Consider the following 11,830-nt stretch of genomic DNA (forward strand, 5'->3'; position numbering starts at 1 on the left):
AGGTGAGAGGATGCAAAAACTGAGCTTCCTCAAGTTCCCCACGGCAGGAGCAAACACTCTTTTAATATTTGTTCTCCTTATTGTCGCCTTCCTACTGTTCATTATGCTTGCTGGCCTTATAAGAGAATACCTAAAAGAGAAAAAGCTAAGGATTTCTTTCTTTAAAGAGGCTTCCGAAAAAGGACTTACAGAAGAAGAAGCAACAACTCTATGGACATACTCAAGAAAATTTGGCAGAGACCCATTCCTCGCTTTGGAGTTTAAAGCCCCATTTGAAAGGGTTGTAGACTTTTACCTTAAAAACGCTCCAAATCCAAAAGAAGAATTAGTTCAGGACATGAGAATGAAACTTGGTTTTGACTATATTCCCTACTTCGTTCCTCTAACGAGCACGAAAGACATAGAGCTCTTCCAGACCGCAAAACTCTACATCTCCGACAAGAGACGCTACGAGATAGCCCTCTTTGACAAGGACGAACGCTATATGTACTGGACACTACTTGAACCGGTTGCAGGAGGTAAAGAGTTAGTAGGAGTTGAGGCGAAAATCACCTTTATAAGAAAGGGAGACGGTATATACACCTTCAAGGAAGTCATAGAGAAAACCTCCTACGAGAACGGGAAGCTCATACTTCACATGCCCCACACCTTTGAGCTAACAAGGTACCAGAGAAGGGAGTACGCAAGAGTTGAGGTAGAGCTTGCTGCGTCGGTAGGAATCTACGACAGGAAGGAAGGTAAAACGAAATGGGTATCGGGAGAAATTGTTGACATAAGTGCCGGAGGAGCCAAAGTCTGCATACCTCTTACAGAACTTGATACAGAGCTCTCCGGGATGACCGAAATTATCCTCAGGTTTGAACTCAACGGCCACCACTTTAACCAGAAGGCAACAGTTGTAAATGTATACCCAAGACGGCATACAACGTGCTACGGCGTAAAGTTTGAGCAAATAATGCCTGAGGAGCAGAAGATAATCCACGATTTTGTAAAACGCGAACAACAGCGACTCGCCCAGCTTGCCATAAGGAATAAAGGCTAAATTATGAGGTTCTTAAGCATTCTGCTTAAACTAAGAAAGAGGGAGCTCCGGAAGGAGAAAAAGAGACTATCGCTACTTTTAAGGGAGCTCCACGAACTAGAGGAAGAAAGGAACAGTCTGTTAAAAGCCCTACAGGAAACTTCTGAGTTTGAGCCACAGGATATAAACTTACTTTCCTTTAAGAACTCTTACCAGCACCACCTACTTGGAAAAATAGCAAACATTGATAGAGAAATAGCAACACTTCAAGAAACCATAGAACAGCAGAAGGAGAAAGTTGCCCTGATAAACAGTGAGATAAAATTGCTTGAAAAGAGACAGAAATATTTAAAGCAGGAAGCCGAAAAGAGGGCAGACATACTCCTTGAGAGGTTCATAAATGAGGTTCTTTATCGCCCTGAGCTTGATTAGTATTCTGATTCCCTGTTCCCTGCAGGCACAGGTAGAGGAGAGGGAAGCACGGAAAGAGATTAAGAAACTTGAGAAGCTTAAAGCAGAAGTTGAAGCCCTCTTAGAGGAGAAAAGGAAAGTTCTCCAAAAAATAAAGGAAGAAAGAGAGAAACTTAAAAAGGAAAGAGAGGCTCTTGAAAAGCTCATTAAGGAAGCAAGAGCCGAAAGGTATAAGAAGCTTGCAAAAGTCTTTGAGAAAATGGACCCTGAGCTTGCAGGACAGAAGATATCAAAGTTCACAGACCCAAAAGAGGCAGCCTACATCATATACAACATGAAAGAGCGAAAGGCGGGACAGGTAATGAACTACATAGACCCTGAGATGGTAGATAAGATTGTCAGAATCTTAACAGACATAAAGCTCAAAAGTAGCGAAAGTTCCCCCTAAAACATCTTCCTCCGCCTGTAAATCTTTGCCAGAATTTTTGCAACTACCCTGTAGAACTCCTCAGGGATGTAGTCCCCAATCTCGCAACTCTCATAGAGAGCTCTCGCAAGTTCCGGATTCTCCTCAATATGAACGCCGTGCTCTTGAGCTATCTCCTTTATCTTAAGTGCAACGTGGTCTACTCCTTTAGCAATAACCTGTGGAGCTTCCATCTTTCCACGCTCGTACTTTAAGGCAACGGCGTAGTGGGTTGGGTTCGTGATAACGACATCAGCCTCTGGAACTTTTGCCATCATCCTCTTAAAGGCTATCTCCCTCTGCCTCTTCCTTATGGCCGACTTAATGAGGGGGTGACCTTCGTACTGCTTCCTCTCTTCCTTTATCTCCTCCTTACTCATCTTTAAGTTCTCCTCGTACTCCCAACGCCTAAAGAGGAAGTCAGCACCGGCAATGGGTATGGAGAGGAGACCAAAGATGAGAAAGAGAAGGAGGGTAAACTTCACCATCAAGACTACCTGTTCCTGAAAGGAGATAAAGCCAAGGGTAAAGAAACCGGAAAGAAAGTGCTTGGCAGTGAAGTAACCAACAACAAGGGCAACAAGAAGTTTAAGGGTATTCCTGAAAGTCTCAAAGAGGGTCTTTATGGAAAAGAGTCTCTGAAAGCCTTTTACTGGATTAACGTTATCAAGCTTTGGTATAAGTGGCTTCAGCGTAAAGATAAAACCAAACTGGACAACGTTCCCAAAGATACCCGTTACAAGTAATACAGTAAAGATGGGAAGGACGAGGAGTAGAAATATCCACGATAAAGTGAAAACTGCCGAGTCAACGTCGGGCGATAATGCCACTTTAAAGGTATATGAAAAAGCCTTTTGGAGCTCTCCATAGGCGTAGGGAATGTAAAAGTAAAGGAGTATAGAAACCGCTAAAAGCGAAAAAGCAATAGGGACATCCTGACTCTTTAAAACCTGTCCCTCTTCCCTCGCTTTCTGACGCCGCCGCGGTGTCGCCTTTTCGGTTTTTGAAGGGTCCTTAGCCACCGTTTCCGCTCAGAATTCTGATTAAACCGATTATATCAGTAACCATTCGCTTGACTAAATCTTCAGAAACGTATACGACAACTGAAAAGCCTATGGCTAAAAAGAGAAGACCTACGAACACCTGAAAGGGCAGACCTACAATAAAAACGTTTATTTGCGGTATCAACCTGTTTATGAGGGCAAGAATAAGGTTTGTTATAAAAAGAGTTATGAGAAATGGAAATGCCAGCTTAAAACCTAAGATAAAAATGAGGGAGCTCTCTGAGAGGAAAAAACTTAACAGAGAATCACTTACGTGGAAGTGGCCCGGAGGTATCAAGTGGAAACTTTCTACCATAGCAGCGATGAACAGCCTGTAAGCACCTGTCGTAAAGAACAGAAGGTAAAAGAGAAAGACGAAAAAACGGCCAATAACTGAAACCATTCCAAAGGTAGGATCAAACATGTTAACAACGGTTAACCCCATGAGGTAGCTAAGGAGCTCCGCTGCGTAGATAACGATAGCGTAGAAGACCAAAACCGAAATGGAAAGGGCTACACCTACCAGAACCTCTTTAAGTACAAGAATGAACAGGGATACTGTATCAAGCTCTATAATGTTAAAAGGGGATACGCCTATCAATTCCGAAAGGTAAAACGAGAAGGCCACTATGAGGAAAACCCTGACATTAGGAGGAACAAAAGCCGTTGAGAAGAAGGGAAAAGCCAGCATAAAAGCGCCAACTCTAAGGAGAACTAAAAGGAAAAGGGAGAGAACATTAAGGTCAATGAGCTGGCTCATTGCAGAATCTTCATTAGCATCTGAAAGTTTTCCCTCGTGTAATCAATAAGCTTCATAAACATCCAGCCGCCAAAGAAGAAAACGGCAAGGAGAGCAGCCAATATCTTGGGAATAAAAGTAAGGGTCATTTCGTGTATCTGGGTCGCTGCCTGAAAGATGCTTATGATAATTCCGACGAGAAAGGTAATCACCAAAACGGGAGCTCCAACCAAAAGCGCAACCTCAAGCATCCTCTGTCCAAAAGTTATGACTTGGTCCACTGTCATCTGTAGCTCACGATTATTGACTTTATGAGAAGTTCCCAGCCTCCGGATGCAATAAAGAGAATTAGCTTAAAGGGTAGAGATAGCATCATAGGAGGAATCATCATCATACCCATTGACATTAAGATACTCGCAACGAGGAGGTCAATTACTATAAAAGGCAGGAAGATGACAAAAACAACTTCTAATGCCGTCTTTATTTCGCTAACCATAAAGGCAGGGATGAGAGTAACAAGAGAAACTTCCTCTGGAGATTTCGGCTTTTCCTTCCTTATGTCAAGGAAGAGTTTTAAGTCTTCCTTTCTCGTATTCTTGAGCATAAACTCCTTTAAAGGTTCAACAGAACGCTTTACAGCTTCAACATCCGATATCTCCTTGTTTAGATAAGGCCTAATAGCAACCTCGTCTATCTTCTCAAAGGTAGGCGCCATCGTAAAGAGGGTTAGGAAAAGGGATAAAGCAATAACCACCTGATTAGGGGGCGTCTGGGGTGTTCCAAGGGCATGCCTTAAAAGGGAAAGTATAATCACTATTCGGGTAAAAGAAGTTACCGTGATAAGAATAGCAGGAGCAAGGGAAAGAACAGTTATTAAGAAAATCAGTTTAAGGGTAATATCAATCTGTCCGAGTCTTGAAAGGAAATCATTAACCGTTTCGGCACTGGCAGGAGCGTTAAGAACAGTTACCAGTAGGAGAGTCAGAAATAACGTCCTCTTCATTTTTCTTCCAGTCCTTGAGCAGATAAATACCGCCTCTGTCGTATGCAAGGAAGAACTCTCTACCTCTCACTCTTACAAGTAGAAAACCTCTATCTCTGTCAATGGGCCTATAGTCAAGGAGCTCTATAAGCTGAGCTCCTCTACGAGAAGGGAAAGCCACCCCCAACCTGTTGACAAAGTAGTAAACAACGAGCAGAAGTCCAATAACAGCAGCAGAGGAGAAAAGGAACTTCCAGAGGTTCACATCATACAAGGTCAACCAACCTCAGACTAAACTTGTCGTTGACAATTATGAGCTCCCCAATACCGAACTTCTGCCCATTAACATAGACGTCCAGATAATCCTCAAGCTTTCTATCAAGCTCTATTATGTCCCCTTCTTTGAGCTTTAAAACCTTGCTGAGGGACATACTTTTGCTTCCTACGACAAAAGACACCTTCAGGCGAACATCCTTAAAGCGCTCAAAATCCTTATCCTGTTCCTTCATGACTAACCTGTCTGAACGATAAACTCGGTGAAGTAAACGTTCTTTACACCTCCTAAGGGCAGTATAGCGTTAACTCTCTTGGCAATCTCCTCTTTAAGGAACTCTATACCTTCCGGAGTTCTAATCTCAGAGGACCTCTTAGTTAAAAGAAGGGTTGTTATAGCATCCTTTATCTCTGGAAGCCTCTTCTGGGCCTCCTGCTGGACTTGCTGGTCTTTTAGCTCAAGAACTACAGAAACCTTCAGATACCTCTCAATGTCAGGGTCAGCCAAGTTAACTACAAAAGTTCCAAGGTCAAACATTACACCAACGCTTTCAGTAGCCTTTATCTCCTCAATAATCTTCTGTGCCTGTTTCTCCTGAGACTCAGCAGCCTTCTTATCTAAAACCAGAAACTTGTAGGCAAGACCTCCTCCTACTCCCAGTAAAATCAGCAGAAGCAATAAAATTATTAACTTTTTCTTACCTCCTCCCTTCTCCTGTCCTTCTTGAGCCTGCTTTTCCTCTTCAGCCATCTACCGTTACCTCACCTTTATCTCTTGATGTTCATCGTTTCCTGAAGTATTTGATCGTCCGTTGTAATAATTCTGGCGTTAGCCTGATAGGAACGTTGGGCAGTTATAAGGTTTATAAATTCATTAGCTATGTCAACGTTTGACATTTCCAGAACGCCACTTCTTATCTTAGAAATCACACCTCCCGGCATGATAATCGGTGTAAAGGTTTGAACATTGGGCATGTAGAGCCAGCTACCCTTCCTAACGAGTATCTCTTTATCCCTAAACGTCGCAATGGCTAACCTTGCAATATCCTTAACCTCACCGTTGGTATAAGTGGCTTTTATTACTCCATCCTCACTAACAGCAATTGACATAATGTCTCCCTTACTGTTTCCGTCCTGCTGTGCGTAAAAGATAAAATCGGAAGCGACCTGTTTTACACGGGACATGTCAACCGTGATTGACAAGTTGTTTGCTCCGTTGGTTAAAGTAGCATTTACGGTTATCGGAGAACCGGAAGTAAGATTTCCGTTAGAATCAAACTGGAGCGTTGAGTTCGTAATAGAACTACCATCAAGGTAAACGTAAACTTCCCACTGGTTGCTACCAACCTTCCTGAAATAGAAAGACAAATCGTGCGAATTTCCGAGGGAATCGTAAACGGTTATTGAGTTAACGTAATTGTAAGTAGTAGCATCTGCCGGATCAAAAGTACCGGTAACCACCTGTGCTCTTGAATCAAGGTTCGTAGGCTCTTCAAAGGAAACGGACGTTGTTTCCTTAGGTTCTATACTCATAGGCACGTTTATGCTATCAACAGCACCTACCATGTTTCCGTTTTCATCAAGCTCCCACCCTTGAACCTTCATTCCCTGCATGTTTATGAGGTCACCGTTTGCATCAAGCCTAAACTGCCCGTTTCGGGTATAGTAGGTAATACCGGCTTCATCCTTCACCATAAAGAAACCTTCTCCGTCAAGGGCCAGATCAAGGGAGTTGTTCGTATTCATAAACGTTCCCTGACTGAAATCCTTAACAGTGGTGCTAATAAATGTTCCACCACCAATCTCCTTGTTTACGGGAGCTCCATTCTTAAAAGTTACTAGGCTCCGGGCTAGTAAATCTTCAAAGACAGCTCTCTCAGCTTTATAACCTACAGTATTTACGTTAGCTATGTTATCCGAAATAACTGAAAGCCAATCTTTGTCCGCAGTCAATCCTGTAAAAGCCGTGTAGAAAGACTGAAGCATCCTTACCCTCCTATCCCAACGATTTTGTCTACTGGTATTGAAGAAACCTCAGTTACGGCGTAAACGTTACCACTTTCATCCCTCCTCACCTCTTCAACAAGAGCGAGGCTAACTACGGTGGCATCAACGGGAGCTCCACCGCTTTCAGCATCAACCATAACGGTATAGTAACCGTCTGGAAGGTCTGGATTATCTATCTCTAAAGAATACTTCTCGCCGGCGTTAAGGTTACTATAAACCTTCTCCTCAACTACGTTGCCAGACTGATCAAGTACCGTTACCTTCACCGTATCTGCAGGGGCAGAAAGGGTAAAGGATACATAACCTTTCCCATCTTTAACGTAAGTTTGATTTCCCTCGTACTCCACAAGCTTTCCTATAAAGCCCGTAGCAAAGAGAAGAGCTTGAGACTGGATTGCAGAAACAAAGGTTTTAACGCTACTTTCAAAGGAGTTTAAAACTTCAAGTTCTCTTAGTTTTACGCTGTTGTTGATGAAATCACTGATATCTGCTGCGTTAAGTGGATCCTGCCACTGGATATCGGCCAGTAGAACTTTTAAAAAGTCCTCCTGAGACATCTTAGAGTTGTCGTAACCGGCATCAACAATCTTAGGCTCTTCCGAAGTAGGATAAAGAAAATCAGCTGTTATTCCATCTATAGCCATGGCGCTCTCCGCATTCTTTAATATATTCTACCAAACGGCTAAGTCCTTCAAGACTTTCTGCAAAAGAAACCTTTTCATTCATATCCTGCTTTATAAAGTTTTCTATAGCAGGATGGGCTTCTATAGCCATATCTATACGAGGAGAGGTTCCTCTCTTATAAAGTCCAAGGTTTATAACATCGCTGTTTTCTCTATATACACTCTCTACTTCCATAACTATCGCCTGCATCCTGAGGACTTTCTCATCAACCACCTGAGGAGTCAACCTACTAATGCTTCTAACGAGATCTATCGCAGGGAAAAGCCTTCTGTTTGCCAGTTCCCTTGAAAGCATTACATGTCCGTCAAGAATTCCTACGGCAGCATCGGCTACGGGGTCAAGTGAAACGTCGTCACCTTCAACGAGAACGGTGTATATACCCGTTATACTCCCTCCTCCAACGAAATTTCCCGCCCTCTCAACAAGCTTAGCCATAGTTGTAAAGACCGAAGGGGTATAGCCTTTTGAGGTTGGAGGCTCTCCAACAGCAAGACCTATCTCCCTCTGTGCCATAGCCAGACGGGTAAGTGAGTCTATCAGCAGAAGTACATCTTTACCCCTATCGGAAAAGTACTCGGCAATGGCACAGGCCGTAAAGGCAGCCCTTATCTTTGCAAGGGGTGGCATATCGGAGGTGGCAACAACTACAACGGATTTTTTTAGTCCTTCTTCCCCGAGGTTATCCTCTATGAACTCCCTTACCTCCCTCCCCCTTTCACCTATCAGGGCGACAACGTTAACGTCAGCACTTGTGAACCTTGCAATCATTCCCATAAGGGTACTCTTTCCAACTCCTGCCCCGGCAAATATTCCAATCCTTTGACCTTTCCCAACAGTAAGCAGAGCATTTATTGCCCTTATTCCTAAGTCAAGGGGCTCTTTTATTCTCTCCCTTTTCATCGGGTTGATAGGTTCAGCTTTAAGGGGAACAAAGTCCGTAGGAATAAACTTCTCAGCGTTCATTGGGTTGCCAAAAGGGTCAAGGACAAGGCCGAGGAGGTCTTCAGAAACCCCCACCTTTAAACCGGAAATTTTCGTCTCTACTTTGCTGCCAAGGCTTATACCAACCGTGTCGCTGTAGGCCATAAGAAGGGTCTTTCCATCCTTAAAGCCGACAACTTCTGCCTCAACGTTTCCGTTAACAGTGCAGAAGTCTCCTATGTGAACTCTCGGGAGCTTTGCCTCAATTACAGCTCCCTTTACTCCAGAGACCTTTCCTATAACCCTATACTTAGGAAGACTTCTTAATCTCTCTCTCAATCTCCTCTCTCAAAAGGGCTAATTTTTCCTTTAGACGGGACTCTATGGAAAAGTCCTTAAAGGAAATCTTAAAATCGTTATCACCCAAGGAATCAGAAACTTTAACCTTTTCAGATTCCAAGAAAGGAGCAAGCTTTTTTCCTACTTCAATCTGCAGGAGCTCTTCATCTGGAAACTCTTTAAGTATTTCTCCAACCTTCTCGGCAACGAAGGAAGAGTTAGCAGGACTTATGTAGAGAAATTCAAGGATTTCAATAACGTAAGATACAAAAAGCGACTCTAACCTTTTGAGGATTTCCTTTTCCTTCCTTTCAAGCTCCTTCTGGAAAGCATCAAGGTTTAGCTTTAAAGAGTTAAGCTCCTCTCTATAACGAACTTCAAGCTCTTTAAGCTTCTTTTCATACTCTACGAGAATTTCTCCCTTAGCCTTCTCGTAGCCTGACCTGAAACCTTCCTCATAACCCTTTCTTTGGGCTTCCTCAAGCTCTAAGGAATGTTTTCTCTGGAGCTCTAAAATTTTTTCTCTGTATATGGACTCAATCTCCTCAACGGAAAGTTTCTTTCCTTTCTCCTGCTTCTTCTCCTTCTCTTCCTCAGGTTCAAGTAGCGGAGTAAAGTCTTCCAGCTCTATCATCATTTGGCTAATCCTTCTTCCCTAATCCACTTACTAATAACATTGGCAACGAGCTCCGGATAGTCCCTTGCCACTTCAACAACCTTGACGTAAACCGGGTCGTCCTCTATTCGTATCTCCTCAAACTCCTCCTTATGCTCAGCCCTTGCCTTCATCTCAGCAAGTATGGCTTCAGAAACTTCCGGCCTCTCAGTAGGAGCTCCCTTCTTACCTTTAATGAACTTAAAAGCAGCAAAGCCTCCCATTCCTAAGGCAAGAAGCGCTGCAGCAGCAACGTAGTACCATGGGAACTGTTTTTCGCCTTCAGGTGCCGCAAAGAGTTCCCTCGCTTCAAATGGAACGCTTGCCACAGTTACCCTGTCACCACGTTTAGGGTCAAACCCTATTGCGCTCTTCACAATATTCTCATACGTCTTTATTTCCTCCTCTGAACGGGGGACGAACTTCACTATCTCGTTCCCGTCCTTATCCTTAACCTTCTGGTACTTTCCGTCAACAAGAACACCAACGCTAATTCTCTTTATCCTAAAAATCGGAGTAACTGACCTCTCCACAGTCTTTGAGACGTCATAGTTCGTCGTAACGTCCTTTTTCTCCCTTTTAACAATCCCCCCGCCAGCCTCAAGGTTAACAACAGGCGGAACGTTTGTTGCCGTTCCCGGAACGCCCTGCTCCTGTCTCCTTCGGCCTTCCTCCTTTTCCTGAATCTTCCTCTCACTCACAACGGCTGTCATATCGGGATCGTAGAGCTCCTTCTGCCTCTCTACTCTTCCCATTTCTATTTCTACAGAAGCCCTTACTACGACCTTACCTCCCCCAAGAACTTGAGAGAGCATCGTTTGAATCTTCCTCTCTATTTCCCTCTCTAAACGCTGTTTAACCTCAAATTCCCTCGTTACTTCTAAAGAATCTCCTTCCTCCTCTATCAGGTCGGAAAGAACCCTACCTCTGTTATCAACAACGGTCACGTTGTTAGGCTTAAGCTTAGGAACTGCATGAGAAACCAAGAAAACAATAGCCTTTACCTGCTCTTTGGAAAGTTCCCTACCTTCCCAGAGCCTAACAAGGACAGAGGCCTTTGGCTCGTCCTCTTCCCTAACAAAGAGGGAATCTTTTGGAAGGGCAATGTTTACTTTAACGTCCTTAACAGGGTCAAGCCTTTTTATGGTTCTCTCAAGCTCTCCCTCAAGAGCTCTTAAAAACTCTACGCTCTCCTGAAACTGAGTAGTTCCAAGTTTCGGCTCGTCAAATATCTCAAACCCTACAGCTTTACCGTGGGGAAGACCTTTAGCAGCAAGCTTTAGCCTTACATCGTAGACTTTATCCTTTGGAACAAGGATTATGCTTCCTCCACCCTCTATTCGGTACGGAACTCTTTCTTCCTGCAAGACTGAAAGGATAGCTCCTGCATCGTCAGGACTTAGGTGAGTATAGAGAACCGCGTAGTTCCCTTCCCCGCCTTTACGTAGAGCAAAAACGGCAAGGAAAGAAACGAGGGTAAGAACTGAAAGAAGGAGCACTATATTCTTAGGGTTGGCATTGTTCCTTATAAACGTTTCTATCTTCTCCTTGAAACTCTTTACGTCCACCTACCGCAACCTCTACACCTGCATTCTCATGATTTCTTGGTAGCTTTCAAGGGCTTTATTCCTTATCTCCACTAAAAGCCTCAAAGAAAGCTCTGCCTTTTCAATACGGTACATAAGTTCCTCTATATTCTCCACATTCCCCTTAATAAGGGCTTCCTCTGCTGCTTTTGCATCAAGCTGGTCCCTGTTAACGTCCTCTATGAAATTTTCAATAAGCTCCTTAAAACCACTCTTAACTTTTTTCTCTTTCACTTCCAAGCCAAAAGTAGAACCGATATTTGTATCAAAACTCACCTTCATAACTTCCTCCAGTTACGCTTTGAGTAGACTTAAGGAGCTAAGTATCATTCCCTTGTGAGTATTGAAAGCAGTAAGGTTAGCTTCATAAGTTCTCATTGCCGATATCATGTCAACCATTTCTCTCAGAGGGTCAACGTTGGGAAGCTTCACGTAACCCTTTTCGTCGGCAAGAGGGTTTGAAGGGTCGTACTTGAGTTTAAAGGGAGAAGGATCCTCAACAATCTTCTTAACTCTCACCCTATAGGCCTTTGTCTTTCCAACGTCTTCAAGAACTGCCTCAAAGACGGGAATTTTCCTTCTATAAGGGTTACCGTTCTCATCCAGAGAGTTGGCATTTGCCAAGTTACTTGCGTGGATGTCCATTCTAACTCTCTGGGCAAGCATACCGGTCAATGATATTTCAAGCCCTTTGAAGAGCATC

17 protein-coding genes are annotated in these 11,830 nt (G+C 43.5%); 3 read left to right on the forward strand and 14 right to left on the reverse strand.

All coding sequences use genetic code 11. The features are described from left to right. The first annotated feature begins 10 nt into the window (after positions 1 to 10). From CLV27_RS05810 to CLV27_RS05820, 3 genes are read left to right on the forward strand one after another with little or no spacing between them, the layout of a single operon-like run. A complete protein-coding gene (locus CLV27_RS05810; RefSeq protein WP_132526768.1) occupies positions 11 to 1,042 on the forward strand; it encodes a flagellar brake protein in 1,032 nt (343 codons plus the stop codon). 3 nt (positions 1,043 to 1,045) lie between these two features. Further along, on the forward strand, positions 1,046 to 1,453 hold the full coding sequence (locus CLV27_RS05815; protein WP_132526770.1) for a hypothetical protein: 408 nt from the start codon (positions 1,046 to 1,048) through the stop codon (positions 1,451 to 1,453). After that, positions 1,422 to 1,880, forward strand: coding sequence for a MotE family protein (locus tag CLV27_RS05820; protein WP_132526772.1), 459 nt, complete (start codon positions 1,422 to 1,424; stop codon positions 1,878 to 1,880). The genes CLV27_RS05815 and CLV27_RS05820 overlap by 32 nt, the downstream gene beginning before the upstream one ends. Here the strand turns inward: CLV27_RS05820 and flhB are convergent. The 14 genes from flhB to flgC are packed head-to-tail and all read right to left on the reverse strand — an operon-like array spanning position 1,877 to position 11,829. Continuing rightward, complete coding sequence (gene flhB, locus CLV27_RS05825) at positions 1,877 to 2,920, reverse strand: flagellar biosynthesis protein FlhB (protein ID WP_132526774.1); 1,044 nt, start codon at positions 2,918 to 2,920, stop codon at positions 1,877 to 1,879. The genes CLV27_RS05820 and flhB overlap by 4 nt on opposite strands. Then, positions 2,913 to 3,701: a flagellar biosynthetic protein FliR gene (locus CLV27_RS05830; protein ID WP_132526776.1), complete on the reverse strand. Its 789-nt coding sequence runs from the start codon at positions 3,699 to 3,701 to the stop codon at positions 2,913 to 2,915. The genes flhB and CLV27_RS05830 overlap by 8 nt, the downstream gene beginning before the upstream one ends. Further along, positions 3,698 to 3,967 (reverse strand): flagellar biosynthesis protein FliQ, encoded by a 270-nt coding sequence (fliQ, locus tag CLV27_RS05835; protein ID WP_132526778.1) that lies wholly within the window; start codon positions 3,965 to 3,967, stop codon positions 3,698 to 3,700. The genes CLV27_RS05830 and fliQ overlap by 4 nt, the downstream gene beginning before the upstream one ends. Further along, positions 3,964 to 4,683 carry a flagellar type III secretion system pore protein FliP gene (fliP, locus tag CLV27_RS05840; RefSeq protein WP_132526780.1) on the reverse strand — a complete coding sequence of 240 codons (720 nt, stop codon included), beginning with the start codon at positions 4,681 to 4,683 and terminating at the stop codon, positions 3,964 to 3,966. The genes fliQ and fliP overlap by 4 nt, the downstream gene beginning before the upstream one ends. Next, entirely contained in the window at positions 4,637 to 4,942 is a 306-nt protein-coding gene (locus CLV27_RS05845; RefSeq protein ID WP_132526782.1) for a flagellar biosynthetic protein FliO, read from the reverse strand. Before CLV27_RS05845 ends, fliP begins: the two co-directional genes overlap by 47 nt. Beyond that, positions 4,929 to 5,171, reverse strand: a complete 243-nt coding sequence (locus CLV27_RS05850) for a FliM/FliN family flagellar motor switch protein (protein WP_132526785.1) — start codon at positions 5,169 to 5,171, stop codon at positions 4,929 to 4,931. The genes CLV27_RS05845 and CLV27_RS05850 overlap by 14 nt, the downstream gene beginning before the upstream one ends. 2 nt (positions 5,172 to 5,173) lie before the next feature. Next, the gene (locus CLV27_RS05855) at positions 5,174 to 5,686 is read right to left on the reverse strand and encodes a flagellar basal body-associated FliL family protein (protein WP_132526787.1); all 513 of its coding nucleotides are present in this window, start codon (positions 5,684 to 5,686) and stop codon (positions 5,174 to 5,176) included. 17 nt (positions 5,687 to 5,703) lie between these two features. Next, positions 5,704 to 6,921 (reverse strand): flagellar hook protein FlgE, encoded by a 1,218-nt coding sequence (locus CLV27_RS05860; protein ID WP_132526789.1) that lies wholly within the window; start codon positions 6,919 to 6,921, stop codon positions 5,704 to 5,706. 2 nt (positions 6,922 to 6,923) lie between these two features. Continuing rightward, entirely contained in the window at positions 6,924 to 7,586 is a 663-nt protein-coding gene (locus CLV27_RS05865) for a flagellar hook assembly protein FlgD (protein WP_132526791.1), read from the reverse strand. Then, complete coding sequence (locus CLV27_RS05870) at positions 7,561 to 8,886, reverse strand: FliI/YscN family ATPase (protein WP_132526793.1); 1,326 nt, start codon at positions 8,884 to 8,886, stop codon at positions 7,561 to 7,563. The genes CLV27_RS05865 and CLV27_RS05870 overlap by 26 nt, the downstream gene beginning before the upstream one ends. Next, positions 8,858 to 9,523: a FliH/SctL family protein gene (locus tag CLV27_RS05875; protein ID WP_132526795.1), complete on the reverse strand. Its 666-nt coding sequence runs from the start codon at positions 9,521 to 9,523 to the stop codon at positions 8,858 to 8,860. Before CLV27_RS05875 ends, CLV27_RS05870 begins: the two co-directional genes overlap by 29 nt. Continuing rightward, positions 9,520 to 11,109, reverse strand: a complete 1,590-nt coding sequence (gene fliF, locus CLV27_RS05880) for a flagellar basal-body MS-ring/collar protein FliF (protein ID WP_132526797.1) — start codon at positions 11,107 to 11,109, stop codon at positions 9,520 to 9,522. The genes CLV27_RS05875 and fliF overlap by 4 nt, the downstream gene beginning before the upstream one ends. A 12-nt stretch (positions 11,110 to 11,121) precedes the next feature. After that, a complete protein-coding gene (fliE, locus tag CLV27_RS05885) occupies positions 11,122 to 11,409 on the reverse strand; it encodes a flagellar hook-basal body complex protein FliE (protein WP_132526799.1) in 288 nt (95 codons plus the stop codon). Positions 11,410 to 11,421: 12 nt separating this feature from the next. Further along, positions 11,422 to 11,829, reverse strand: coding sequence for a flagellar basal body rod protein FlgC (gene flgC, locus CLV27_RS05890; RefSeq protein ID WP_132526801.1), 408 nt, complete (start codon positions 11,827 to 11,829; stop codon positions 11,422 to 11,424). Position 11,830: the final 1 nt, after the last annotated feature.

It is taken from the genome of Phorcysia thermohydrogeniphila (assembly GCF_004339575.1).
Lineage (GTDB): Bacteria > Aquificota > Aquificia > Desulfurobacteriales > Desulfurobacteriaceae > Phorcysia > Phorcysia thermohydrogeniphila.

Excerpts from the sequence above, each read along its gene's own strand:
- fliE (WP_132526799.1), bottom strand. The coding sequence starts at position 11,409 with ATGAAGGTGAGTTTTGATACAAATATCGGTTCTACTTTTGGCTTGGAA.
- CLV27_RS05855 (WP_132526787.1), bottom strand. The coding sequence starts at position 5,686 with ATGGCTGAAGAGGAAAAGCAGGCTCAAGAAGGACAGGAGAAGGGAGGA.
- CLV27_RS05830 (WP_132526776.1), bottom strand. The coding sequence starts at position 3,701 with ATGAGCCAGCTCATTGACCTTAATGTTCTCTCCCTTTTCCTTTTAGTT.
- CLV27_RS05850 (WP_132526785.1), bottom strand. The coding sequence starts at position 5,171 with ATGAAGGAACAGGATAAGGATTTTGAGCGCTTTAAGGATGTTCGCCTG.
- CLV27_RS05865 (WP_132526791.1), bottom strand. The coding sequence starts at position 7,586 with ATGGCTATAGATGGAATAACAGCTGATTTTCTTTATCCTACTTCGGAA.
- flgC (WP_132526801.1), bottom strand. The coding sequence starts at position 11,829 with ATGCTCTTCAAAGGGCTTGAAATATCATTGACCGGTATGCTTGCCCAG.
- fliP (WP_132526780.1), bottom strand. The coding sequence starts at position 4,683 with ATGAAGAGGACGTTATTTCTGACTCTCCTACTGGTAACTGTTCTTAAC.
- CLV27_RS05860 (WP_132526789.1), bottom strand. The coding sequence starts at position 6,921 with ATGCTTCAGTCTTTCTACACGGCTTTTACAGGATTGACTGCGGACAAA.
- CLV27_RS05820 (WP_132526772.1), top strand. The coding sequence starts at position 1,422 with ATGAGGTTCTTTATCGCCCTGAGCTTGATTAGTATTCTGATTCCCTGT.
- fliQ (WP_132526778.1), bottom strand. The coding sequence starts at position 3,967 with ATGACAGTGGACCAAGTCATAACTTTTGGACAGAGGATGCTTGAGGTT.
- CLV27_RS05810 (WP_132526768.1), top strand. The coding sequence starts at position 11 with ATGCAAAAACTGAGCTTCCTCAAGTTCCCCACGGCAGGAGCAAACACT.
- CLV27_RS05875 (WP_132526795.1), bottom strand. The coding sequence starts at position 9,523 with ATGATGATAGAGCTGGAAGACTTTACTCCGCTACTTGAACCTGAGGAA.
- CLV27_RS05815 (WP_132526770.1), top strand. The coding sequence starts at position 1,046 with ATGAGGTTCTTAAGCATTCTGCTTAAACTAAGAAAGAGGGAGCTCCGG.